Origin of the sequence: Kinneretia sp. DJ1R-11, assembly GCF_025717595.1 — a bacterium.
Taxonomy (GTDB): domain Bacteria; phylum Pseudomonadota; class Gammaproteobacteria; order Burkholderiales; family Burkholderiaceae_C; genus Paucibacter_A.
In genome coordinates this window covers 409,953-433,033 of record NZ_JAJIRR010000002.1, presented here as the reverse complement: position 1 = coordinate 433,033, position 23,081 = coordinate 409,953, and the positions used below count along the sequence as shown (strand labels likewise).

At 65.3% G+C, this 23,081-nt stretch carries 19 protein-coding genes; 5 read left to right on the top strand and 14 right to left on the bottom strand.

What is annotated here, in order from left to right:
* Positions 1-17: 17 nt before the first annotated feature.
* Positions 18-809 carry a CPBP family intramembrane glutamic endopeptidase gene (locus LNV23_RS05935; RefSeq protein WP_263562131.1) on the bottom strand — a complete coding sequence of 264 codons (792 nt, stop codon included), beginning with the start codon at positions 807-809 and terminating at the stop codon, positions 18-20.
* Positions 810-840: 31 nt separating this feature from the next.
* A complete protein-coding gene (locus LNV23_RS05930; RefSeq protein WP_263562130.1) occupies positions 841-1,134 on the bottom strand; it encodes a hypothetical protein in 294 nt (97 codons plus the stop codon).
* Between the two features lie 701 nt (positions 1,135-1,835).
* On the opposite strand from LNV23_RS05930, the gene LNV23_RS05925 reads away from it, so the two are divergent.
* Positions 1,836-4,121 carry a GGDEF domain-containing protein gene (locus LNV23_RS05925; protein WP_263562129.1) on the top strand — a complete coding sequence of 762 codons (2,286 nt, stop codon included), beginning with the start codon at positions 1,836-1,838 and terminating at the stop codon, positions 4,119-4,121.
* Positions 4,122-4,398: 277 nt separating this feature from the next.
* On the opposite strand, the gene LNV23_RS05920 is transcribed toward LNV23_RS05925, so the two are convergent.
* Positions 4,399-8,022: a bifunctional diguanylate cyclase/phosphodiesterase gene (locus LNV23_RS05920; RefSeq protein ID WP_263562128.1), complete on the bottom strand. Its 3,624-nt coding sequence runs from the start codon at positions 8,020-8,022 to the stop codon at positions 4,399-4,401.
* 15 nt (positions 8,023-8,037) lie between these two features.
* Entirely contained in the window at positions 8,038-8,859 is an 822-nt protein-coding gene (locus LNV23_RS05915; RefSeq protein WP_263562127.1) for an alpha/beta fold hydrolase, read from the bottom strand.
* Here LNV23_RS05915 and LNV23_RS05910 point away from each other — a divergent pair.
* A complete protein-coding gene (locus LNV23_RS05910; protein WP_263562126.1) occupies positions 8,858-9,022 on the top strand; it encodes a hypothetical protein in 165 nt (54 codons plus the stop codon). The genes LNV23_RS05915 and LNV23_RS05910 overlap by 2 nt on opposite strands.
* 57 nt (positions 9,023-9,079) lie before the next feature.
* Here the strand turns inward: LNV23_RS05910 and LNV23_RS05905 are convergent, their stop codons facing one another.
* The 10 genes from LNV23_RS05905 to LNV23_RS05860 form a co-directional block, all read right to left on the bottom strand.
* On the bottom strand, positions 9,080-9,424 hold the full coding sequence (locus LNV23_RS05905) for a low molecular weight protein tyrosine phosphatase family protein (RefSeq protein ID WP_102768840.1): 345 nt from the start codon (positions 9,422-9,424) through the stop codon (positions 9,080-9,082).
* 20 nt (positions 9,425-9,444) lie between these two features.
* Positions 9,445-9,957 (bottom strand): endonuclease V, encoded by a 513-nt coding sequence (locus LNV23_RS05900; protein WP_263562125.1) that lies wholly within the window; start codon positions 9,955-9,957, stop codon positions 9,445-9,447.
* A gap of 132 nt (positions 9,958-10,089) precedes the next feature.
* Positions 10,090-11,301: a serine hydrolase domain-containing protein gene (locus LNV23_RS05895; RefSeq protein WP_263562124.1), complete on the bottom strand. Its 1,212-nt coding sequence runs from the start codon at positions 11,299-11,301 to the stop codon at positions 10,090-10,092.
* A 234-nt stretch (positions 11,302-11,535) separates the two neighbouring features.
* Entirely contained in the window at positions 11,536-12,222 is a 687-nt protein-coding gene (locus LNV23_RS05890) for a hypothetical protein (RefSeq protein ID WP_263562123.1), read from the bottom strand.
* A gap of 51 nt (positions 12,223-12,273) precedes the next feature.
* Positions 12,274-12,645, bottom strand: coding sequence for a hypothetical protein (locus LNV23_RS05885; protein WP_263562122.1), 372 nt, complete (start codon positions 12,643-12,645; stop codon positions 12,274-12,276).
* Positions 12,646-12,843: 198 nt separating this feature from the next.
* Complete coding sequence (locus LNV23_RS05880; protein WP_263562121.1) at positions 12,844-13,209, bottom strand: GFA family protein; 366 nt, start codon at positions 13,207-13,209, stop codon at positions 12,844-12,846.
* Between the two features lie 68 nt (positions 13,210-13,277).
* Positions 13,278-13,535: a helix-turn-helix domain-containing protein gene (locus LNV23_RS05875; RefSeq protein WP_263562120.1), complete on the bottom strand. Its 258-nt coding sequence runs from the start codon at positions 13,533-13,535 to the stop codon at positions 13,278-13,280.
* Positions 13,536-13,546: 11 nt separating this feature from the next.
* Positions 13,547-15,616, bottom strand: coding sequence for a DEAD/DEAH box helicase (locus LNV23_RS05870; RefSeq protein WP_263562119.1), 2,070 nt, complete (start codon positions 15,614-15,616; stop codon positions 13,547-13,549).
* A gap of 82 nt (positions 15,617-15,698) precedes the next feature.
* On the bottom strand, positions 15,699-17,141 hold the full coding sequence (locus tag LNV23_RS05865; RefSeq protein ID WP_263562118.1) for an ATP-binding protein: 1,443 nt from the start codon (positions 17,139-17,141) through the stop codon (positions 15,699-15,701).
* Positions 17,138-17,803, bottom strand: a complete 666-nt coding sequence (locus tag LNV23_RS05860) for a response regulator transcription factor (protein WP_263562117.1) — start codon at positions 17,801-17,803, stop codon at positions 17,138-17,140. The genes LNV23_RS05865 and LNV23_RS05860 overlap by 4 nt, the downstream gene beginning before the upstream one ends.
* Before the next feature lie 249 nt (positions 17,804-18,052).
* Here LNV23_RS05860 and LNV23_RS05855 point away from each other — a divergent pair, with 249 nt between their 5' ends.
* The 3 genes from LNV23_RS05855 to LNV23_RS05845 all read left to right on the top strand — a co-directional run bounded on the left by LNV23_RS05855 (position 18,053) and on the right by LNV23_RS05845 (position 23,032).
* Positions 18,053-18,769 carry a chitinase gene (locus tag LNV23_RS05855; protein ID WP_263562116.1) on the top strand — a complete coding sequence of 239 codons (717 nt, stop codon included), beginning with the start codon at positions 18,053-18,055 and terminating at the stop codon, positions 18,767-18,769.
* A gap of 188 nt (positions 18,770-18,957) precedes the next feature.
* Positions 18,958-21,642, top strand: a complete 2,685-nt coding sequence (locus LNV23_RS05850) for a TonB-dependent receptor (RefSeq protein ID WP_263562115.1) — start codon at positions 18,958-18,960, stop codon at positions 21,640-21,642.
* Between the two features lie 181 nt (positions 21,643-21,823).
* Positions 21,824-23,032 carry a lactonase family protein gene (locus LNV23_RS05845; protein WP_263562114.1) on the top strand — a complete coding sequence of 403 codons (1,209 nt, stop codon included), beginning with the start codon at positions 21,824-21,826 and terminating at the stop codon, positions 23,030-23,032.
* The last annotated feature ends 49 nt before the right edge of the window (positions 23,033-23,081 follow it).

Sequence of the window (23,081 nt, the reverse complement as noted above, 5' to 3'; positions counted from 1 at the left end):
GGCCCTCTCTCATCACGTCAAGCCGCGGCCATCAAGCTCGCGGCGAGCAGGCCGGCGCCGAACAGCAGCCAGTCGTTGATGATGTGCGCGCCGGTCGACACCCAGATGTTCTTGGTCAAGATCCAGGGCAGGGTCAGCACCATGCGCGCCGAGCCGATCACGACGATGCACTGGACCAGGTTCCATCCGTACGTGGGCAGATGGATCAGGCCGAAGAGCATGGACGAGAGCAGCCAGGCGGCGATCAGGGCGCGTCTGCGTCCAAAGCCGAAGCGCAGGGTCAGCAGCTGCATCAAGGCCAGAAAGGGCAGCAGCGTCAGCAGCTCTTCGCCGAACAGCTGAGGCAAGGTCTTGGCAAAGAAGCCGATGCGCTCGGCCGTGTCCGACTGGCTCAACAGCTGGGCGGCCGCGTTGGACGTCACGTCCGTCAGCGCGCTGACGATGGCGCCTATGCCCATGCTGACGACGATATTGAGCAGGGCAAAGCCCCACATCAGCCGCAGCTCGCGCCCGCCCACCTTGCCGAAGATGGCCTTCCAGTGCCCGGGCACGACCTGCGCCATCGCGGCCAGCGGGATCAGCGGAAACAGCAGGGCCGGGATCAGGGCGCCCAAGGCGCCGCCAGGCCAGTGGATCGGCGCCACCAGGACCAGAAAGCCCGCTACAACGGCTGTCAGCACCCAAAGCCACTGCCGGGTCGAGATCGCCGTGGGCGCCCCGTTGTAGAAGGGAAAGTCGCCGACGGGGTCTTCCAGTCGACGAAGGCGCTGTTCCGGCACGAGCGGCGTGCTTGGGGTTTCAGGGCTCACGAGGCTCATCCTTCTGGATTGAAAGTGCAGTTCACTTCAGCAGCGCCAGGCATTCGTCGGCACTGAGTGGCATGAGGTACTGGCGGAAGCGCGTGGAGTTCAGCTCGTAGCGGCACAGCTCTTCCGCCAGGTTCACGCCCCGGCGAGCCTCAAGCGCCTCCGCGCTGGTCTTGGAACAGTTGCCGGTGTAGTAGACGGTATCGCCTTGGACCCGAACCTGTGCCGGCTCGGCGCTTGCGCGCTCGACCTCGGGCGAAGTGGCCTCGCCGGCGGCCACTGAGCTGGCGCATGCGCCAGCCACCCACAGGCCAGCGAACAGCAGCATCCAGGCGCGCCTGGCAAATGACTCTGCCCCATGCCACATCAACTGCTGCCCCCGCGCCATTTGTTTGGAAGTGCACACATCCTAGCTCCTGGCACCGAGTGAACTTGGCGCGAGGGTCAGGTCTTGCTCTGGCCGAGCAGCCGGAATGTGAGCCTTGACTAGGCTTGAGGAAGAAAGCCGTTGACCTTGACCTACAGCAGCTGGATCAGGGCCGGTTCCATGAACTTGTCGTTGTCGGGGATGTTCAGGCAGATCGCGCGCTTGCCGAGCAATCGGGGCTTGGAGGTACTGACGAGCCTTTTCTTGTGGCTTGCGACCTCGTCGACGGCGATTGACCGGAAGTTCTCAAAGGTTGAGCGGTGCAATGTTCAACTGGCGAGCGACATGCGAATATCAAGCCGCGACTCATTGCTCATCTGATGGACCCTAGTGATCGGAGAACGCCAATGCACGATCCACAGGAATTTTTTGTCACGACTGCGGCGCTGGCACGTCTGGAAGCTCGCGTGCTTGTGGCCAGTGGCGCAAGTCGCCTGCCAAGCCTGATGGATCTCGCCTGGCAGCTGCGTCAGCGAGACACGCACCGGGCCTTGGCGCTGGCTGAAGAAGCGGAGTCCGCACTGGCTGAAGCGGCCTTGACAGGCGCTGCCTTGGCGCGTGTTTCGGGTCGCCTGCTCTTGCTTCGGGCCGAAGCGAAATGGTTGTTCAACGACCTCGACGGGAGTCGAGCGCTGGTCGCGCTTGCATTGCAGGAATTCTCCAGTCAGAGCGATGGCTGTGTCGATTCGATCGGCTTTGCAGACGCCAAGTGGCTGCAGGCCTGCTTGGCGTATGACTGCGGTCAGAGCGCGGCGGCGCGAGAAGCGCTGGAGGCCATGGCCGGCGCGGCCCGGGAGCTTGATCCCGTGCGTTTCGTCGTGGCGCAGGCCACCTTGGCACGAGACGCTGCGTTCAAGGATGTCGCAACTGCGCAGCAGATCTGGGAAGCAGAGCTGGCGCGCTTCGCGGAGATTCCGCAGCCGGCAGCCGTGTTGGCCATCGAGGACTTCAAGGGCCTGGTCGCATCCTTGCGCAGTGACCATGTGGAGTCGATCCGTCACAAGTCGCTTGCTTATTCAATCGCCTTGGATACGGGGCAGCTCAGGCGCGCCATCATCACCGCCACCAATATTGGCGGCAGCTTTGGGAATCTGAACGACCATCATGCTGCGCTTGATTGGATGCAGCGTGGACTTGAATTGGCCCGAGCCTGTGGCTGGCCCGCACGGGTCGGTGGCGCGCTCATGCAGACCGCTGAAACCCAACGTTGCCTGCACCGTTATGACGCCGCCGCAGCCATGCTGCAAGAAGCGCTCAGCCTCCTGGGCCCCCTACATGCATCGCGCAACTACGCCATCGCCTTGCACTATTTGGCGGACGTCGAGCTGGACCGCAAACGCTACAGAAGCGCACTTGAGAAGTTTCGGCTGCTTGAGCAACGTGCCGGCGCGCTGGACGCGAACGATCTTTTGGGCGTGGCCAAGCGGGGGCAGGCCAAAGCCTTGCTGGAACTGGGCGAGCCCGAAGCTGCCCTAGAGGCGGTCGTGGAGGCCGTGGCCGGAGCCACAGCCGATCCGATCCGCAAGATCGCGGCCTTGAGGGTTCTGGCTGAGATCTACGCGTGCCATCCAGTGGCGCCGCTGGCAGGCATGACGGCGGAGAACGCCTCGCTTCATTGCTTGCAGCAGGCCTTCGAGCAAGCCGCAGCCATCGAGAACTACACCCCGCCCGGGGACCTTTTTGAAGCGATGGCCCGCGAGTACGCCAAAGTCGGTGACACGGGGCGTGCCTACCAGCTCGCCTTGCAGTCGATTGAGGTGAGAGAGAAGACCCACACCGAGGAGGCCAGCAGCCGTGCCAACGCCATGCACATCAGTCACGAAACCGAGAAGGCGCGGGCCGAGAGCGAGCACCAGCGGCAGTTGGGTGCCGCCCATGCGGAACGTGCGGCAGCACTTGAGCGGCATAACGCAACTCTAGAGCGGCTGAGCGCAGCGGGGCGATTCATCACGGGCCATCTGATCGCCGAAGGCATCTACGCGGCCTTGGATGCCCATGTCCAAGCCTTGCTGGGTGGAGAAGGCCTCGAGATCTATATGCTCCTTGCGGACGGCTCCACCATGCGGAGCGTGTTCGGCGATGACTACGGAGCGGTCGTGGCGCTGCATGAGCTCGATCGGGGCGACGCTTCAGCATTGGCGGCGCGCTGTGCCCAGGAACGCAGTGCGGTCACTCAGTCAGGCACATCAAAGTCGGGCGAGTTGTTCGGTGAACGACTGGCGGCGCCGCTGCTGGTGGGCGAGCGGCTTCTCGGTGTCATGTGCCTCCAATCCCAGCGCAGGTCTGCTTTCGCCGAGCACGACAAGTCCATTTTCAAGACCCTGTGTGCCTACGGGGCCGTCGCGCTGGCCAACGCGGAAACACAGGCACAGCTGATCGAGCAAAACCGGCTGCTTGAAAAGATCTCAACCTCAGACCGACTGACCGGGCTTTCAAACCGCTTGCATCTCGATCGGGTGCTGCAGGAGGAAGGGCTGCGGAATGAACGCTATGGCTCCGAGCTGTCCATCATCTTGCTGGATGTGGACCACTTCAAGTCGGTCAACGACACGCATGGTCATCAGGTGGGCGACTTGGTGCTTGTGGCCATGGCGGAAGTGCTGACCAAGGGATCCCGCACGGTGGATGTCGTCGGGCGCTGGGGTGGCGAGGAGTTCTTGATCATTTGTCGCGAGACGAATTCGCACGGCGCCATGGTCCTTGCTGAAGACCTGCGTGCCCTCATTGCCGCGCACGACTTTCCGGTGGTGGGGGCCAAGACAGGCAGCTTTGGAGTTGCGAGCTTGGACGAGCAAGGCGGCATCGAGGCATTGATCGCGCGAGCCGACGCGGCCTTGTACAAAGCAAAGCAATTGGGAAGAAACCAGGTGCAGTTGGGTGCCGTGTGAAACCCGCTTCAGGCGGCGCGAACGGAGCTTTGGATGCCTGAATTGGCCGGCGGGCTTGCGCAAGCTTGGCGCCGGTCGACCGCGCAAGAGTGGTCAGGGGCTCGGCTCAGCGCATGGATTCGACGGCGTGAGGACCAGAAAATTGAGGCATGCCTCCGGGTCCTGCTCCGGCCTTCGGTTTCGGTGTGCCCGAGAACCCTGGCTGCTGCGATCAGTCCTTGTTCTTCGCCAGGCGCGCCACGAGCTTTATGAGCGTGGCGCAGCGATTCTTTGTTCTTCAGGTGACTGCTTGTGCCCTGGCTTCGAGCAAGCCGCTGATGGGCTCGGGTTGGTGCAGAAGATAGCCCTGCGCATAGTCCACCCCGATGGCCTGCAGGCGATCCAACACGTCCGCCTTGTCCACGAACTCGGCCACGGTCTTCAAGCCCATCAGCCGCGCGACATCGATGAAGCAGCGAACTGCAGCGTCGTTCAGCGGGTCACTGACCAGAGTGCGGATGTACTGTCCGTCGATCTTGAGGTAGTCCACCGGCAAGGCCTTCAAATAGCCGAACGAAGAGGCGCCCGCACCAAAGTCGTCCAGCGAAACCTTCACCCCTGCTGCTCTGACCTGCTCGATGAAGACCGCCGCGTCGGCGAGGTTGGTCACTGCAACGGTCTCGGTGATTTCAAGGCACAGCTTGGAACAGACCGCGGGCCCCAGCTGGGCGAGCAGTTCGCAGGCCCAGGCATGGAAGGCCCGGTCCCCGACCGACTGGCCTGAAAGGTTGACGCTCAGGCTCTCGATGCGCTCGGGTGAAGCCAGGTTTCGCAGCCAATGGGCCGATCGGCTCAGCACCCAACGATCCACCCGCGAGACCAAATGAAAACGTTCGGCCGCAGGCAGGAAGGAGCCAGGCGGAACCAGGGTTCCATCTGCGTTGCGCATGCGCAGCAGGACCTCGGCGTGAATGCCCTGCGCCTGCCCCTTCAGGCATTCGATGCGTTGCGCGAACAGTTCGAAGCCATCGCCATCCAGCGCGCTTTCGATTCTGGACGTCCATTGGATTTCGTGGCTCCTGGCGCGCATGGCGGCGTCGCTGTCGAACCAGGCGTGGACTCGATTTCGACCGGCTTCTTTGGCGGCGTAGCACGAGGTGTCCGCGGCCTGCTGGATGGCCGCGGTGCTGGACCAGCGCTTGTCCACAGGCACGAGGCCGATGCTGGTGCCAATGCGGAAGCGCCGGTCCTCGTGGACGAAGCGGAAATCATCCATGCGGTCGCAGATCTTTTGAGCGACGCGATTCGCCTGCTCCATCGTGCAGTGTTCCAGGATGATCGCGAACTCATCACCGCCGAGGCGCGCCAGGGTGTCGCGAGTGCGCACGGCATCGGCCAGCAGCTTGCTGACCTGTTGCAGCAGCTGATCGCCGATCGCATGGCCACAGGCATCGTTGACCAGTTTGAACTGATCCAGATCGATGTACATCAGCGCGTGATGGCTGTCGTTCTCCTGCGCTTGGCGCAGCGTGCGCAGCATGCGAGTCTCAAACTCGGCCCGATTGACCAAGCCGGTCAGCGCGTCGTGGGTGGCGCGATAGGTCATCTCGCCGCTCAAGCGCCGCTGCTCGCTGACGTCATGGAACACCAGAACGACGCCCAGCATCTCTCCCTGCGCGTTCAGGATGGGGGCGGCAGAGTCTTGGATGCCGTACTCGGTGTTGTCCCGCGAGATCAGGATCGTCTGGTGAGCCAAGCCGACGATGCGGCCTTCGGCCATGCATGCGGCCACCGGATCAGGTGCGGGTTCGCGGGTCTCTTCATTGAGGATCTGAAAGACCTGCAGCAGCGGCCGGCCCAGCGCCTCCGAGGACAGCCAGCCCGTCATCCGCTCGGCCACGGGATTGAGCCAGTTGATCAAGCCTGCGGCGTCGGTCGTGATGACCGCGTCACCAATGGACTCCAAGGTGACCCGCATCAATTCATGCTGTTCCGCCAACTCTGCGCTGAGGCGCAGCACGACCTCGTCGCGGCGTTTGCGCTCGGTGATGTCGATCTGGATGCCGAATACCCATTCCGGGCGTCCGTTTGCCGTGCGCGTGATCAGCCGCCCGCGGTCCTCGACCCAGATCCAATGACCGTCGCGGTGGCGAAGGCGCACCTCAGCCACGTAGGCGTCACTGTTCCCCCTGAAATGCTCGCGCAAGAGCTTTCGCGTCAGAGGCAGTTCGTCGGGGTGTGCAATCTCGGCGCGGAACTGATTCGTCACAGCGCCGATCTCTTCGACGGACCAGCCCAGGATGGTGGCCCAGCGCGAGTTGACGATCACCTCTCCGGTCTGAACGTTCCACTCCCAGGTGCCAGCGTTCGTGCCTTCGATCAGATTGCGCAGGCGCTCGTGTTCCTTGGCGAGCTCGCGCTCGGCACGCCGACGCAGCGTCACGTTCTGCACCACGGTCAGACTGCGAACCGGTTGGCCGTCCGCGTCGCGCTCGAGGATGGCCGACATCAGCACGTCCACAAGCTCGCCCGTCCGAGTCACCATCTGATACGCCACGTCGTCGCAGCGGCCGGTCGCAAAGAAACGAGGAAGCACCTCTTGCCCCGAGTGAATGCGGGACTCTTCAGTCAAAAAGTCTGCGGACGGCCGCCCGATCACCTCGTCGCGGCGGTAGCCCAGGCAAGCCAGCCAGGCATCACTGACGTGCAGCAAGCGGCCTTGGGCATCGATCGAATGCAGCATGGCCGGCGTGGTTTCGTACATCGCCTGCAAGCGGTCTTGCGCCAGTTCCAGCGCCAGTTGCTGTTCGCGGCGCTGCGTGATTTCCTGGACGGTCCCTCGCAGTCCGGTGATCTGACCCGACATGCCGCGAACGGTTTCGCCGCGGGCCTCCAGCCAGCCGCCCTGGCCGCTGGGCTGACGGTAGCGAAGCTCCAAGGTGTAAGGCTCGCCGGTCTGCAGCGTGCGCCCCACCTGTTCGCCGAGCCTGGCGTAGTCCTGCGCTTCGTAGAGGCTGGCTTGCTCTGCGAAGCTTGGGGCGGGCGCCTTCGGGTCGCAGCCCAAGATGGCATACATCTGCGGCGACCAGGCGACCAGGTCGCCGTCCACACGCCAGCTCCAACTGCCGGTCTGCCCCAGTCTCTGCGCCTCTTCGAGTGCGAGCTGCGTCGACTTGAGGGCGGTGACATCACTGACCGTCGCGAAGAAGCCTCGAACCTCCCCGTTGACGAGATCCGGTATGTAGTGAGCCCAGGTGTGTCCGATGCTGCCGTCGGCTTTGGTCAGTTGGCGCTCAAACTGTTGTTCCTGGCCCGCCAATGCGCCTTCGATGTAGACCGCATTCAAGCCGAACACATGCTCGCCCAGCAGGTCTCTCAACGACACACCCAGCAACTCATCGGGGCGCCGTCCAAACCAGTCCTCGTACGCTTTGTTGGCGAAGCGGCAGCGCAGATCCTTGTCCCAGTAGGCGACCAGCCCTGGAATGGCGTCCGTGATGGCCTTGATGAAGCGCTGGCTCTCGACGAGTGCCCGATTCGTCGCTTCCGCCAGATTGCGCTGCTCGACCAGTTCGGCCTCGAAGCGGTGGCGATCTCGCGCGGCAAACAGGGTCCAGTAGTACGCCGGCTGGCCCAGATGCGCACCCAGCCTGCAATTCAACAGCACGGGCACGCGCGTGCGGTCGGCGCAGCTCAGCTGCAGGTGAATCTCCTGAATGCACCCATCGCGCAGCAGGGTCGGCCACACATGGGTTTGCAAGAAGATGCGGCCGGCGGGCGGCAGCAGGTCTTCGATCGACGCACCGATGCGGCTCTCGCGCGAGCCGCCCGCCAGGATCAGAAGCTCAGAGTTGACGTCCAGTACGCGGCCCGTTGCAGCCGTGATCACCACGGCGCACGGCAGCTCGTCCCACGGCGTCATGGCGAAGGCTTCATATCAGGCGGCTGAGGCGGCGGTGGACGAAGCCAGGTATTCCTGCATCGCCTCGATCACCAGTGCGGGGTTGCTCATGTGTGCGCAATGACCCTCCACCTCAAGGATGCGCAAGGTGCTTGCCGGCATGTGGGCGTGCAGATACTCACCGACGCTCACGGGGGCCAGGTTGTCGCGGTGGTGCTGCAAGAGCAGCGAGGGCCGTGGCACCTTGGGCAGGTCCGCGCGGTTGTCCGCGAAGAAGGTGGCGCGCGCGAACACGCGGGCCACCGCAGGGTCTGTGGAGCAAAAGCTGTCGTTCAGGGTGCTCGCCACTTCGCCTGCTCCGGAGGCGCCGGCGACGACAGGCGCCAGGTACTGGGCCCAGCCCATGTAGTTCTGGTCCATCAGGGCCAGCAAGCCCTCCAGATCTTCGCGTTCGAAGCCACCGAAATAGCCGGGCGGATCGTTCAGGAAGCAAGGCGATGGGCCCAGCAGGATGAGTTGGCTGAACAGCTCAGGCCGCGCGATCGATGCCAGCATGCCAATGCTGCAACTGACGGAATGGCCAACGAAGGTCACCCCTTCGTGCAGCCCCAGCGCGTCGCAAACCTCGACGACGTCTCGGGCGTAGCCACTCAGCTCGGTGTATCGCTGGGTGTCAAAGGCGGCACGATCCGAGTGGCCGCTGCCGACGTAATCGAACAGCACTTGACGGTGCGTGCCGGCAAAGGCGGGCGTGACGCGGCTCCACATGTCCTGGTTGCAGCCGAAGCCATGGGCATAGAGCAGCACGGGCCCGGTCTCACCGATGACCCTGACATGGTTTCGCTTCAAGATGTTCATGGAACGCTTCCTGGTCAAACGGGCCGGCCAAGGGCACGACCAGCAGTTGCTCGTTCTGCTCTGCAGTTCAAGGGCAGGCTGCGCGCAGTTTGAGCAAGATTCTGCACTGGGCGGCTCGGCGGTATCAGTGAAAGAGCTCTCCTTTCCCATGCAATCAATATGAGTCGGCACGGGAGAGATGCGCCGGACCCGCGCCAGGGCCGCCCGGTTCTCGGCGCGCTCAGGCAGATCGTTCAGCGGCTCGCGGCAGAAATCTGTCGACTTTTGCATGGAGCAGCTTGACCAGGGCCGGGTCCATGAACTTGTAGTTGTCGGGGATGTTCAGGCAGATCACGCGCTTGCCAAGCAGATGGGGCTTGAAGTCACGGGCCAGCTTGTCTTTGTGGCTGCGTTCCATCACAAAGATCAGGTCTGCCCACGCCAGCAACTCAGGTGTCAGCGGATTTTCAGCGCCATGGTTCAGGCCGGCGGAGCTGCACTCGATGCCAGGATGCTCGGAAAAAATCTGCTCGGCCGTGGGGCTGCGCCAGCGGTTCATGCTGCAGATGAAGAGAACGCCTTGCATGGTCTTGACGCCGGCCGCAGTCAGCCCTTGTTCTTCGCCAGGCGCGCGACGAGTTTCATCAGCGTGGGCACGCGCTTCCTGCCGTGCATGGCCCGCAGGCGAGCCTTGGCCGCGCCGATGTCGATGCCCGCACAGGTGACCAGCAGCGGCTGCGTCTCCTCATCTTCCCGCATCACCTCGAACTGCGCCGTCAGGCCCGGCAGGCGCTTTTTCGAAATGCCGACGATGGGCACGCTGCCTCCCAGGGCGTGAAAGATGTGCTGGCCCAGGCCCGGCGTTTCATCGGCATCCAGATGCACAAAACCGTCGATCAAGATGAGCTCGGGCTCCAGCTTGTGCTCGCGCAGCAGCTGCATCACGCAGGGCAGCTCGCGCAGGTCCAGCGTTCCTCGGACCGCCGGCTCGACATGGACGATGTGTGAGAGGTAGGTGCGGGTCGCTTCCGCCGCATCCCAGGCGTCGAAAGCCACCGCAGCAGCAGTGGCACTGGTCGCCTGCGCGTCCTCGAAATGAACAGCCACGATGAGTTTCATGCGGGATTATGTGTCGCAGCGATTGACACGCGGGGCCATCCGCGGCTGCTTGCATAGCCAGGTTCGACGGGCAGGACTAGGGAACAGATGAAGCTGAAGCCCTGGCGCCATCCCCATCAGCGAGCGCCGGACTCAGCGCTCCGGCGACCAGAACTTCATGTCGCCGTATTCCCAGGCCCAGGGCAGGCCGGTCTCGCCGAGCACGGCCTGCGCCAGGGCCGGGAAGGCCGGCTCGGCCCGCACATCGTTGGAGAGCATCACCAGGCAGCGCTTTCTTGACTCGATGCAAACCCAGATATTGGCCGTGGAGTCGTTGTGCCCGCCCTTGAAGAAGCCGGCACCTTGCGGTCCGGTGAATGCGATCACGCCCAACGCGGCGCCCAGTGATGGGTAGGGTGGCGTGGCGAGCGCCGGCTGGAGCGAAGGGAATTGGCTGCGCGTGGTGATCGGGAGTTGCGGCCGGGTCAGCTCGGCTCGCGCGGCAGCGCTCAAACCATCGCCGCGCACATAGCTGGCGGCGAGGCGGCCCATATCGGCAATGCTGGTGTCCATGGAGCCCGAGGCGCGCACCCGACTGCGCTCGTCGTGAGGCACTGGCCGCCCGTCCAGGGTGAAGCCGTCGGCCAGATTGGGCCGAAAGTCAGCTCGCCAGATCATGCTCGTGCGGCTCATGCCCTTCGACGCAAACACCCGCCGATTCATCTCCGCACCGACATCCAATCCAAGCCCTTGCTCCAGCACGAACTGCAGCAGGATCAGCCCATCTCCGGAGTAGGCATAACGGCTGCCCGGTTCGAAGTGGATGCGCAGCTGCTGGTCGGGTTCCAGAAAGTAGAAATTGGCAAAACCGCTGCTGTGTGTGAGCAGCATGCGGGCGGTCAGCCGGCGCCAGCGCTCATCGCGGGCCAGGCCCGCAAACGCGGAGTAGCGCCGCACGATGTCCGGCGAGGTATAGCTTGGCAGCGGCTGCGGCAGGTAGTTCGCCATCGGCACATCCAGGCCCAGCCGGCCTTCTTCGACCAGCTGCATCACCAGATAGCCGAAGGCGGCCTTGGTCAGCGAGGCGCCGTACATCACGGTGTCCTCCTGCAGCGGGTCGCCGCTGGCGTTGCGCACGCCGTAAGCCTTGGTGAACACCAGCTGGCCGTCGTCAATCACGGCCAGCGCGAGACCCCGGGCACCGGTGGCGGCCATGGCGCGCCGCACCGTTTCGTCCAGGCTCTGTGTGTTGACGGCGGGCTCGGGTGAGGTCCGAGGCGTATGGGCGCAGCCTGACAAGGCGAAGGCAAGGAGCAGCAGGGTGACGGCGCGGCGTGGCCAGTCGCAGGGAGTCAGAGTTGGCATGGGGTGCTCGCCTCTATTGGCGCTCCTCAGATTGTGAGCGGGGCGTCGAGGCAGCCTATGCTTTATGGGTTGCGCAGGTGCTACCGAGTATGTGTTTCGAGAGAGTTAATCAGCGCCGGTTCAACGTGTGGCCTAACCTACAGAGCTAACTGGGCGTGGCCATTGCGCGGGTTCGGCCCAGGATGGGCGGTCGTGGAGAATTTGGTCCAGATCTTCACCACATTGCTTCCCATATCACTGCTGGACTTCGACAACCTGTCGAAAGGCTGGTTTGTAAAGCAAAACTTTCGAAAAGGGAGTCGTGTCGATAGAAACTCCATGCGGCCAGTCAATGTACTGATCTTGGGAGGGATCCCAGAAGTCGACAGTTAGCAAGAGCCAGTATTCGTCGCAGTTCTGGTATTTTTGCGCCTTTGCTGATTTGATCGCGACAATCTCCTTGACCCGCTCAAAAAGCAAGCTCGGGACATCGTGGCTTTGCGCAAGCCTCCACTTCGCGTCCGGGTACTCTTTTCCGTTGTGAAACAAGAATCGAATTTCGGGGCACTCTTCGAGAGCATTGAAGCTCTGGTGCCCAGCGTGTTCATTGGCGATGCGTGTCGCGACTGAGAGAAGAGCTTCTGCCGTGTCACCTACTTTGACGATTGGGTACTCCGGATTGAAGTCGACCCAAAGTTCAATGTTGCGGCCGTTTAGAGCTCGATGCTTTCGTTCGGCGATTTCTATCACTTCGGTTCTGCGTAGGCCCTGCACCTTCTCACTCGTCGGATTCGCTCCGTCGACTTTGTGTAGATTTGCCAACTCGACTCCGATAATCCGATCCGCGTGTATGAGGACATCTGGCTTATCGGAGTATTCGATTTCTCCTGGCGGGATCGGGTAGTCGCGAGTGAATGCCTCGAAATCTCGTCGCTCTGCCACACGTTGACTTTTCCGCGCCATATCAAGCCGAATGCCCGTTTGAAAAAATAGTTAGGGGTCTCTGTTTGGAACGCCATTCGAGGGCATTTGCTTGGCTGCCTGTTCTAGACTTTCTGCTCCTGGATTCCCGTGTTCCAGCCAGCTGAATGCATAGACTCTAGCCTGTGCTGTAGCAAGTTCGGCTGCAGTGGCGCCAGTGAAGCCTGAGCCTGGCATTCCTGATTCCTGTTGAACGACAAGAACTGTAAGTGGCGGTAGCTTGTTGATGATGCAGTAAGACTGGATTGGCTCGAGCCATGCTCCGAGACCACCAGTAAAGGCACCCGTAGCTTGAGCGAGCTGGCTATAGGTGATGTTCTGTCTGCTTCTTGCGGCCCATGCAAGAACGGCCCAAATCTGCGATGAACGTTCGCTGGCTTTCATGTTTGAGCTCTCTTGCTTGGATGGTGAAACGTGAACCGATGGACGCACACAACGCAATTTCGACGCATAACTTGCTAGTTGCAGATAAGCGGCGAATTCTGCGCAAGATTTGAGCATGCACTCTTCACAGGCAAGACAGCGCATAGCTCAGAAACAATTCCTCCCTGAGCGACCACACTTGCCTAGCCAGCGTGCCCCTCAATCATCCAAGAACTTCCACGTCTCCGCCCCGTCGAACCTGCGAATTCGCACCGAGGCGATCAAGGCCGGGTCGAAGTTGCCCAGGTGGACGCCGTGCTTGCCGCCCGTCTCTGCGGAGATCGGCTCCCAATGCGTCACGCAGCCACAGTGCCGGCAGCGCATGGTGCGCAGGGTCTTGTCACCTTGGACATAGGCCTGCAAGGTGTCGGGCGCGGCGTCGATCTGCACCGTGCCCCATTCGAAGTAGACCCAGGGCCCACCGACGCGGCGGCACAGCGAGCAGTTGCAGGAGGTGGCCGTCTCGGGCGTGGCAGGCAAGGTAAGGCGGACGGCGCCGCAGTGACAGGAACCGGTGTGCTGCATGCGGGCGAGTCCTTGTGTGAAGTGCGGGAGTTCAGCGGGCAGGCACCGTGCGGCCCTTGCTTTGCGGCTCAGTGGTTGCTCGGCGGTTGAAGCGTCACCGTCAAGCCGTACAGCGCCAACAAGCCCAGCATATGCCCCACCGACACCCCGGGCTCCCCGGACTCAATCCGGGCGATGGTCTGCACATGCACGCCGAGGCGGGTGGCCGCGGTAGCCTGGCCTTCGCCGGCGGCGAGCCGGGCCTGCTTGGCGGCCGCGCCAAGGGCGCGGATGGAGGACAGCGCCTGTTCGTCGATGTCCACGGAGATGCGTTTGCCTTGTGCCATGGCGGGCATTGTCACCCGGTTGAGGGCTGCACCTGAGCAAGCGCTTTGCTGCGCCAGAAGGCCACATCGATGGGCACGGCCGCGCCGCTGCGTTCGTTGATCAAGACGAGCTGGCGGCCGTCGGGGCTGAGTTGGCTGATTTCGCCGTGCAAGCGGCCGGCGCTGACGCGCAAACCGAGCGCATTGGCGGGGAAGCCGGGCTGGGCGGCCAGCTCCAGCAAGGCGTGCACGGGCCGGGTGTCGCCGGCCAGGCGCAGGCGCTGGACGATGGGGGCCAAAAACGGGTTGTGGGCGCTGTCGCCGGGCGCCAGAAAGACGATCAGTTTTGCCTGTGCGCGGCTCCAGGCCACATTGAACAGGCGCTGGGCTTCCTCGGTCTGCAAAAAGGGTTGGCTGCCGTCCACCGGGTCGAAGAGCAGCACGGGTGCCTCGCTGCCCTGGGCGCGGTGCACGGTGCTGACCTTGATCTGCGCTTCGGGCAGGCCGCGGGCGCGCAGGCGCTGGCGGATCAGGGCGCGCTGGGCACGGAAGGGCGTCAGCACCACCAGCTCATGCGGCTGCCAGCCGCCGCCGGGGCCTTTGGCAAGGGCGGTTTCGATCATGTCGGCAATCGCCTCGGCCGATTCGCGCCGCAGCGGCCCTCGGTCGGCGGCCGACCAGGCGCCCGAGGCGCGCATGGTCTGCACATGGATGTGGGACTCGGCCGGCACCTTGGCGAAGCGGCGCTGGCGCGTCTGCAGCCAGGCGGGCGAGGCGCAGGCGTCGGCGGCCACGCGCAGCGCGCCCTCGTAAAAGAGCTGGCTGACCAAATCGCTGATGGGCGCAGCCATGCGCGATTGCTCGTCCAGCAGGGCCAGGGCCGGGCCCTGGCGCGGCATCTCGGCGAATGCCGAGCGGCCCAGCCAGCGGCGCGCCTCGCGCTCGCGGCTGCGCAGCACGGGCGAGAGCTGCTGCGGGTCGCCCGCGAACAGCCATTGGCGACCCAGCGGCATCAGCACCAGGGCATGGGCCAGGCTGACCTGGCTGGCTTCGTCGAAGACCAACAAATCGAAGGGCGGGTTGCTGTCGCCCTGGCCTTCGGGCGCCAGGGCGCGCAGGGTTTTGAGTGTGAAGGCGGCGCGGGTGGTGGTCATGGCCGCCAGGCGGCAGCGCTGCAGCACTTGCAGCGAGGAGGCGCGCAGCTGTTCGCGCAGGTCTTGCACGCGGTCATGCCAGGCCTTCAGCGCGCTGGCCTCGCCGGCGCTGGCGCGGCCGCTGGGCCGGGCGGCCTCGGCGCGCGCCAGGCGCTGGATCAGTTCGCGGTCCTGGGCCGGGATCAGGTGCTCGCGGCCCTCAAACGCCGCCGCGTCGAAGCGGGTGCCCAGGCGCTGCACGCTGGCGCGCAGGGGCTCGCGCCGCCCTTTCTCCAGCGCCTTGTCCACCGCCAGGGTGGCCAGGTCCACGGCCTGGTTGGTGCTGGAGAGCAGCAGCACGCGGGCCTGCGGCCGCTGCTCCAGGTACTCGGCCAGCATCACGCCCAAGGTGGTGGTCTTGCCGGTGCCGGGCGGGCCCCAGAGGAAGGCGGCCTGCTGCTGCAGCAAGCCCAGGGCCTGGCGCTGGCCCGGGCGCAGCCAGCGAAACGGTGCGCCCGTCAGCAGCGGGCCCTCGGGCCAGGCGGGCGGTGCGCCGAGGGCGGGCAGGGTGGCCAGGGCGCGCTCGGCCCAGGGCGTGTCCCACCAGGCATCGCTCACGGCCTTGAGGAAGCGGCTGGGGTAGAGGCGGATCAGCGCCTCGGGCCCGGGCGGCGGGCTGCTGGCGTTTTGCAGCAGCAGCTGGTCGTCCTCGGGCAGCACGGCCAGCACGCTGGCGCCGCCCTTGACCGGGGCGCCCCACCAGGCGGCGGCGCCGTCGAGGCTGTCGTCCAGCAGGCTCTGGGCCGAGGCGGTGCCGGGGCGCTGGCCTTCAGCGAACACATAGCCCGGCTCCAGGCTGACGCGCCAGAGCGTGCCCTCGCGCTCGCTGCGCAAGACCTTGAAGTCGTAGAACTCGGGCGTGGCCGCCAGTTCGGCGTGCAGCGCCGCGCGGAGGTCGGCCAGGCTCATGGGCTGGGGCTTGTTGAGAGCGCAGGGGTAGCGAGGGAGGGCGGGACTATAGCGACTCGCCGGCCACCCCTGAGCGCGCCGTTCAGGTTTCGGCTGGCGGGCTCGGCGTGAGCGCCGTCAAGGCCTGACGCACAAAACGCACGGACACCGCGAGCCCCCGGCCGCCCAAGCCGACGCCCAGCTGCACGCGAGCGCCATGCTGGGCGGCCGCCCGCTCGACGATGGCCAGGCCCAGGCCGCTGCCATGTTCTTCCTGGCCTGGGATGCGGTAGAAGCGCTCGAAGACCTTGGCCTGCAGCTCGGCCGGGATGCCCGGACCCTGGTCCAGCACCTCCAGCACCACGGCTTCGGGCGTGTCGCTGATGCGCACCAGCACCTGGCCGTTTGTGGGTGAGTACTTGATGGCGTTGGTCACCAGGTTGTCGATCAGGGCGCCGACCGACTCGCGGTTGATGCGCAGCCAGCATTCCTCGGGCGCTTGCAGCTCCAGCTCGATGTCGCGGCTCAAGGCCATGGGCGTGGCCAGCACCACGCGGTCGCTGACCAGGGCCACCAGCTCATGCTCGCGCTGCGCCATGTCCTGGGCGTCGGCGCCCGAGCGGGCCAGGGCCAGCAGCTGGTGCACGGTGTGGGTGGCGCGGTCCACGCCCTGGTGCAGGCGCTGGGCCGAGGCCGCGCGCCGCTCCGGGTCGCTGCCCTGGTCCAGGGCCTCGGCGCTGAGCTTGACGACGGCCAGCGGCGTCTTCAGCTCGTGCGCCGCGTCGAGCAGGAACTCGCGCTCGCGGTCCAGGCGCAGCTGCAGGCGTGCCATCAGCGAGTTGACGGCGTTGACCACGGGCGCCAGTTCCACATAGGGCGATTCGGGCAGGGGCGACAAGTCCTTGGCCGAGCGCTGCGAGATCTGCTGGCCGATGCGCTGCAGCGGCGCGAAGCCGAGCCGGAACAGCAGCCAGACCGGCAGGATCAGCAGGGGCAGGCCGTAAAGCAGGGGGCGGGCGTAGTAGCTGAAGCCGGCCAGGGAGAAGTGCCAGTCGCCCGGGCGCTCTTGCCAGCGTCGCACGATCAGGCCTAGCTCTGGCTCGCTGGCCTCGGCATAGAGCCAGCGTGCGTCGCTGGCGAAGACCGTTTCCTGCGGTTGGCCGCGGGCGCGGCCGCTGAGGTCGGGGTCAACGCGCAGCAGCAGCTGGCCTTCATGCCAGACCTGCAGCAGGTAGAAGGGAGCGCGGTGGCCTTTGTGGCGCCACTCGTCGCGCAGCAGCCCGTCCAGCCCGTTCATGCGCTCAACCAGGACGGCCGGCTGCTGCAGATGGGGTAGGGCTTGCAGCTTGGCCAGCTCGGCCCAGAGCTGGTTCTCGGCCTGGCCATTGCGGCTTTGCAGCAGGCCGATGTCGATCAGCTCGCGCGCGATCAGGGCCGCCCAGGTCAGAAAGATCACCGCGAACACCGCGCCCAGGCTGCGCTTGAACAGCGAGCGGTGGGCTGGCGGCCGCGGGGCGGCGGCGTGGGGGACAGGGCCAGCGCTCATGGACCGGTCTCGATCAGGTAGCCGATGCCGCGCACGGTGCGGATATAGCCCTCACCAATTTTGCGGCGCAGATTGGACATGTGCACATCGAGGCTGCGGCTGTCGGTCTGGTTCAGGGCCTTGCTCTCCAGCTGGCGGCGCGTGACCACGCGGTCGGGCAGCTTGAGCAGGGTCAGCAGCAGGGCGAACTCGCTGCGCGAGAGGTTGATGCGCTCACCGCCCCGGCTCAACACCATGCGGTGTTCGTCCAGCAGCAGGTCCTTGAATTGCCATTGGTGGGGCGAGTCCTCGCCTTCCTCGACGCCCGCGCGGCGCGCCACTGCCCTCAGCCGGGCCAGCAGCTCGGGGCCGGCGAAGGGCTTGACGAGGTAGTCGTCGGCGCCGCTGTCCAGGCCGCTGAGCCGGTCTTCGATGCTGTCGCGCGCAGTGATGACGATCAAAGGCAGCTTGCGGTCCGCCTGGCGCAGGCTGCGCAGCAGGTCCATGCCGTTGCCGTCGGGCAGGCCCAGGTCCAGCACCACGGCGTCGAAGTCCTGCTCGGCCGTCCAGAAGCGGGCATCGGCCACCCGGCGCAGCCAGATCACCTCGTGCTGGGCGTCCTGCAGCAGGGCCTGCACGGCCCGGCCCAACTCCAGATCGTCTTCCACCAAACAGATTTTCATGGCGGCGACTCTAGCAATGCCGACGACCCCCCGACAGGGCAGGGCCTTAAGGTGACCTTAATGATGTCTTATCGATCCGTGTAGGCAAGGCGTTGGATAGTCGCTCCCGCAGCCTCAGCAGTGCCCATTTGGGCCCGCCGAACGCTGCCAGCACCGTCACCTCTTTCGCCTCCCCGAATGCATATGAAGCCCGGCATGACAGCGACGCAGCAAGCGCGGCCCCTCCGCCGAGGAGCCCAACTTGGCCGCATGGCAGCAGGCGAAGCCGCGTCAGCCCGCGCCCTGCTGCTGGCGGCGCTGGCCCTGCTGGCGCCCTGGGCGGCCGCGCAGACCCCGGCGCAGTTCCTGCCCAGCCCGGCGCAGTTCGACCAGCTCTTCCCCGAACGCATCGCCTTTTACAGCTATGAGGGTTTTGCCCAGGCCGTGCGCCAGACGCCGGCCTTTGCGGCGCGTGGCAGCGAGCTGCAGAAGCGCCAGGAGATGGCCGCCTTTCTGGCCCAGATTGCTCATGAATCCGACCAGCTCAAGGCGCAGCGAGAGTACCGCCGTGAAAACTGGGGCCAGTACTGCCGCCAGGGTCCCGGCGAAAGCTGCGCGCCCGGCCAGCAGTACTACGGCCGCGGCCCCATCCAGCTGAGCTGGAACTACCAGTACAAGGCCGCCGGCGAGGCCCTGGGCTTGGACCTCTGGGCCGACCCCGACCGCGTGGCGCGCGATGCCACCGTGGCCTGGCAGACCGCGCTCTGGTACTGGACCACCCAGCCCGGCGTGGCGCCGCAGTCGGCCCACGAGGCGATGTGGGCCGGCAAGGGTTTCGGCGCCACCACGCGGGCCATCAACGGCGTGATCGAGTGCGACCAGGGCGCCGACCCCAACACCCTGCGCAAGCTGAACCGCCGCATCGATTTCTACCGCCGCGCAAGCGGCTTGCTTGAGGTGCCGCTGAGCGAGCCTTTGGGCTGCTGAGCGTTCCGGCGCGCCGGCCGAGAGAGAACAAAGAGGAGTGCACGAAGGCGTGCGCCCAGGAGTGAAAAGCAAGAAGTGCCAAAAAGAGCAAAAAAGAGCATGGGTGTTGGAGCAGTTGGCCGCCCCCAGACGTGATGGAACCGAGACCGACGAGTTTTCGTTAGCAAAAACGCATGGAGACAAAAAACATGAGCCCCGCTGAACCCCGCGCCCGACGCCTGATGACCCCAACCGCCCTGGCGGCCGCCGCCTTGGTGAGCCTGCTGAGCCTGCCCGCCCTGGCCCAGACCGCAGGCGATGCCGGCAAGGACGAGAAGAAAGACGCCAAGAAGCTTGAGAAGACCGAGCTGCCCCAGGTCACGGTGACCGCCACCCGCGTGGCCACCGACGCCCTCAAGACCCCCGTCTCGGTGACGGCCTTGCAGGGCGACGAGCTGGTGCGCCAGAACGTCAAGGAGCTGCTCAATCTGAGCGGCGCGGTGCCCAATCTGCAGCTGGGCCTGTCCAGTGGCGACTCGGGCGTGTTGGCCTCCATCCGCGGCGTCACTTCGACCAACTTCACCGAAATCGGCGACCCGGCCGTGGGCATCCACATCGACGGCATCTATTCGCCGCGCCCTCAGGGTTCGCTGGCGCTGATGTTCGACCTGGACCAGGTCGAGGTGCTGCGCGGTGCCCAGGGCACCCTGTTCGGCCGCAACTCCACGGCCGGTGTCATCAACGTCATCCCGGCCAAGCCCGACTTCAAGAGCAACTATGGCTGGGCTTCGGCCCAGCTTGGCAACTACAACGCCAAGCAGCTGCGCGTGGTCCACAACCAGAGCTTCGGCGACAACTTCGCCCTGCGCGCCGCCTTCATGGTGGACAAACGCGACAGCTATATCGACCAGGAGCAAGACTTGCGCGACCGCGGCGTCAAGCTGCCCACGGCCGATGGCAAGGGCAAGTTCACGCCCGACGGCAAGCCCGACACCGACCAGCGCCTGAACCGCAAGGTCAGTGCCGCCGACGCCTACGGCAACTCCGACCAATGGGCCGCCCGCCTGACCGCGCGCTGGGCCATCAGCAAGGCGCTGGAGTGGACCGGCGGCTTCGAGCATTTCCAGAACAGTGGCGCCGGCGACATCGGCCTCAAGGACTGCGCCCAGGCCGAAGGCACGAAATGGGCCTGCGGCCCCAAGGGCCACTGGAGCACCATCATCAATGTGCCCGGCAAGATCGACATGACGATCGATACCGTGCGCAGCAACCTGGTCTGGAAGCTCGATGCCCAGACGGAACTGGGCTACAAGGTGGCCTACGCGGTGCAGAAGCGCGCCCAGAACCACGATGACGATGGCGGCCAGACCTGGCTGGACAGCGAGGTCGACATCATGCAGCCCTGGGGCAACTGGGGCCGCCAGCACGCCATCGACCAGGCCAGCTACACCTTGGACTCGAACTACAAGTCCTGGGTCCATGAGTTCCAGCTCAAGCAGCAGACCAAGGACTGGCGCTATGTCGCCGGCGCCTTCTTCCTGAACGAGAAGAACGCCATCAACTTCGCCCAGGACAATCTGGTCGCCGCGCCTTACGCCATGCCGCAGGGGCAGTTCTACGCCCAGCCGGACCGCCGCATTGAATCGCAAGGCCTGTTCGCCCAAGGCGACCTGGCCCTGACGGAGCGCCTGACCGCCACCGTCGGCGTGCGCAGCAGCCGCGACAAGCGCAGCGACAACGGCGGCATCTCGGCCGGCCTCTGGGACGCCAGCACGCCCTGGTACTACAACGGCAAGTTCAAGCCGCCCTGCGAGCCCGGCCTGTGCACGCCGCACAATGGTTCAGACCTGACCCTGGGCATGGGCCCGTTTGCCGGCCTGGGCGTCTACCCCGAGCCGGTCGTCAACAGCTACAGCAAGAGCTGGAAGAAGAGCACCTACCGCCTCGGTCTGCAGTACGACCTGAACAAGACCGATATGGTCTTCGCCTCGCTGGCCACCGGCTACCGTCCGGGCGGCTTTGGCGACAAGTTCGACACCTGCGGCGGTGGCGAATGCGTGGACGGCGGCAGCAAGAAGTACAGCTTCCTGGACTACGGCCCCGAGACCACCAAGAACTTCGAGCTGGGCTACAAGGGCCGCCACCTCAACAACAAGCTGGAGCTGAGCGCCACCTACTTCAACACCCAGTACAAGGGCATGCATGTGACCGGCTCCACCGCTGTCGGTCAGAAAAAGCTGACCCGCGTCTGCGCCGACTGGGAGCCAGCCTGCGATGTGGTGAACGCCTGGAAGACCGAGAACATCGGCGACGCCAAGATTCAGGGCCTGGAGCTGGAGTTCAAGCTGCTGCCCTGGGCCGGCGGCAACTTCTCGGGCTACTTCGCCTGGCTGGACGCCAAGGTCAAGTCCTACCCGACCTATGACGACAGCTGGATGTGCGGCTACCGCCAGGAGTTCGGCGCGCCCGAATGCGCGCCGGTCTACCTGGGCAGCGACCCCAGCAAGCGCGGCCGCCGCATCCTGGACGTGACTGGCAACCAGCTGCCTTACGCACCCAAGACCTCCTTCGCGCTGAACTACTCGCATGACATCCAGTTGGGCGATTTCAGCCTCTCGCCGACGGTCGGCATGCGCCACCAGAGCCGCATGTACTTCACTGTGCGCAACCTCGACAACGACAAGATCGGCGACTTCCAGAAGGCCTACACCGACTGGAATGCCTCGATCCGCCTGTCGCCGGCCGGCGACAAGTGGAATGTCGAGCTCTGGGGCACCAACCTGAGCAACAACATCATCAAGAACTGGATGGGCCAGGGCATGGCCGGCGGCTACACCTTCAACAGTTACAACCCGCCGCGCATGTTCGGCGTGCGCGCTACCGTCAACTACTGAGCGCGCTGGAGAACCCTGTCTCCTCTCCGCCGCACGCTTGCAAGCGGCGGATTTGGGCGGGCTTTGCCCGGGCACCCGACCCGGCAAGGCCCGCGTTTTTTTGTGTCTGCCAGCGGCCGGGCCGGCCGGGTGATACTGCGCCCCGTCCCCTTCGCTTCAGCGGTTTTGTGATCGCCTGCTTGTGCCCCATGAACTCCACGCTCCCCACGCCCGTCAACGCCGGGCCCTGCTGCTGATGGCGGCGCTGACGCCCATGGTGTCGCTGGCCGGCGCTTCGCCGGCACCCTTCAGCGTCCATGTCGGTGGCTACGCCCCGACTTGCGAAGGCATTTACCGCTTCGCCGCCGACCCCGCCACCGGCCACCTGCGCCCGGCCGGCCTCACGCCCAACCCCCACAGCCCCAGCTGGCTGCAGGCCGACTTGGCCCGTCCCGGGCTGCTGTATGCGGCCAATGAAGGCGGCGGCAGCGTCCATGTTTACCGCCAGCAGGCCGATGGCGCGCTGCAGCTCTTGCAAGCCCTGCCCAGCGGCGGCCAGGGCCCTGTGCACCTGAGCCTGCACCCCAGCGCACCCTTTGCCTTCGTGCCCCATTACGGCAGTGCCGAGCTGGCCGTGCTGCGGCGCGCGGCCGACGGCCAGCTCAGCCCTGTGGGCCTGCACCCCAGCTGCGATCGAAGCCAGCCCGAGGACTGCCGGGTCGGCCCGGCCCGCGCGGTCACAGGGCCACCGGGCAGCTTTGCCCTCAGCGGCCATGAGGCGCCGCATATGCATATGGCGCTGAGCACGCCCGATGGCCGCTTTGTGCTGGCCAGCGACCTGGGCCGCGACCGGCTCGCCGTCTGGCCCTTCAACCCGGAAAGTGGTGCCCTGGGCCGCAGGCAAGACCTAGCCCTCAGCCCTGGCGCCGGCCCGCGCCATTTCGTGTTCCACCCCAAGGACGCGACCCAGCTCTACCTGCTCAACGAACAGGCCTCCACCTTGGCCTGGCTGCAGATGGAGCCGCAGAGCGGCCGCCTGAGCCAGCGCGCCGAGATCAGCAGCCTGCCCCAGGGCTTTGCCGGTACGAACTTCGCCGCCGACTTGATCGTCTCGGCCGACGGGCGCTTTCTCTATGCCTTGAACCGCCTGCACGACAGCATCGCGGTGTTCGCCCTGGCCGCGGACGGCGCCCCGCGCCTGATCGCGCATGAATGGACGCGCGGCTCTTACCCGCGCAGCGCCCGCTTCTCGCCCTGCGGCCGCTGGTTTTACGTCTGCAACCAGCGCAGCGACCATGTCGCGGTGTTTGCCGTCGATGCTGCCACCGGCCTGCCACGCTTCGCCGGGCAGTATGTGGCGGTGCCAAGCCCGGCTTGTGCGGAAGTGATGTTGGCTGGGGCGAGCCGCTGATCCTGGGCTTAGGCTCAGGCGCTTTCATCCCAGCAATCGTGGCCTTGGA

Excerpts from the sequence above, each read along its gene's own strand:
- LNV23_RS05905 (WP_102768840.1), bottom strand. The coding sequence starts at position 9,424 with ATGCAAGGCGTTCTCTTCATCTGCAGCATGAACCGCTGGCGCAGCCCC.
- LNV23_RS05860 (WP_263562117.1), bottom strand. The coding sequence starts at position 17,803 with ATGAAAATCTGTTTGGTGGAAGACGATCTGGAGTTGGGCCGGGCCGTG.
- LNV23_RS05865 (WP_263562118.1), bottom strand. The coding sequence starts at position 17,141 with ATGAGCGCTGGCCCTGTCCCCCACGCCGCCGCCCCGCGGCCGCCAGCC.
- LNV23_RS05850 (WP_263562115.1), top strand. The coding sequence starts at position 18,958 with ATGAGCCCCGCTGAACCCCGCGCCCGACGCCTGATGACCCCAACCGCC.
- LNV23_RS05915 (WP_263562127.1), bottom strand. The coding sequence starts at position 8,859 with ATGAACATCTTGAAGCGAAACCATGTCAGGGTCATCGGTGAGACCGGG.
- LNV23_RS05895 (WP_263562124.1), bottom strand. The coding sequence starts at position 11,301 with ATGCCAACTCTGACTCCCTGCGACTGGCCACGCCGCGCCGTCACCCTG.
- LNV23_RS05910 (WP_263562126.1), top strand. The coding sequence starts at position 8,858 with ATGGAACGCTTCCTGGTCAAACGGGCCGGCCAAGGGCACGACCAGCAG.
- LNV23_RS05920 (WP_263562128.1), bottom strand. The coding sequence starts at position 8,022 with ATGACGCCGTGGGACGAGCTGCCGTGCGCCGTGGTGATCACGGCTGCA.
- LNV23_RS05870 (WP_263562119.1), bottom strand. The coding sequence starts at position 15,616 with ATGAGCCTGGCCGACCTCCGCGCGGCGCTGCACGCCGAACTGGCGGCC.
- LNV23_RS05930 (WP_263562130.1), bottom strand. The coding sequence starts at position 1,134 with ATGCTGCTGTTCGCTGGCCTGTGGGTGGCTGGCGCATGCGCCAGCTCA.
- LNV23_RS05875 (WP_263562120.1), bottom strand. The coding sequence starts at position 13,535 with ATGGCACAAGGCAAACGCATCTCCGTGGACATCGACGAACAGGCGCTG.
- LNV23_RS05900 (WP_263562125.1), bottom strand. The coding sequence starts at position 9,957 with ATGAAACTCATCGTGGCTGTTCATTTCGAGGACGCGCAGGCGACCAGT.
- LNV23_RS05880 (WP_263562121.1), bottom strand. The coding sequence starts at position 13,209 with ATGCAGCACACCGGTTCCTGTCACTGCGGCGCCGTCCGCCTTACCTTG.
- LNV23_RS05885 (WP_263562122.1), bottom strand. The coding sequence starts at position 12,645 with ATGAAAGCCAGCGAACGTTCATCGCAGATTTGGGCCGTTCTTGCATGG.
- LNV23_RS05855 (WP_263562116.1), top strand. The coding sequence starts at position 18,053 with ATGGCAGCAGGCGAAGCCGCGTCAGCCCGCGCCCTGCTGCTGGCGGCG.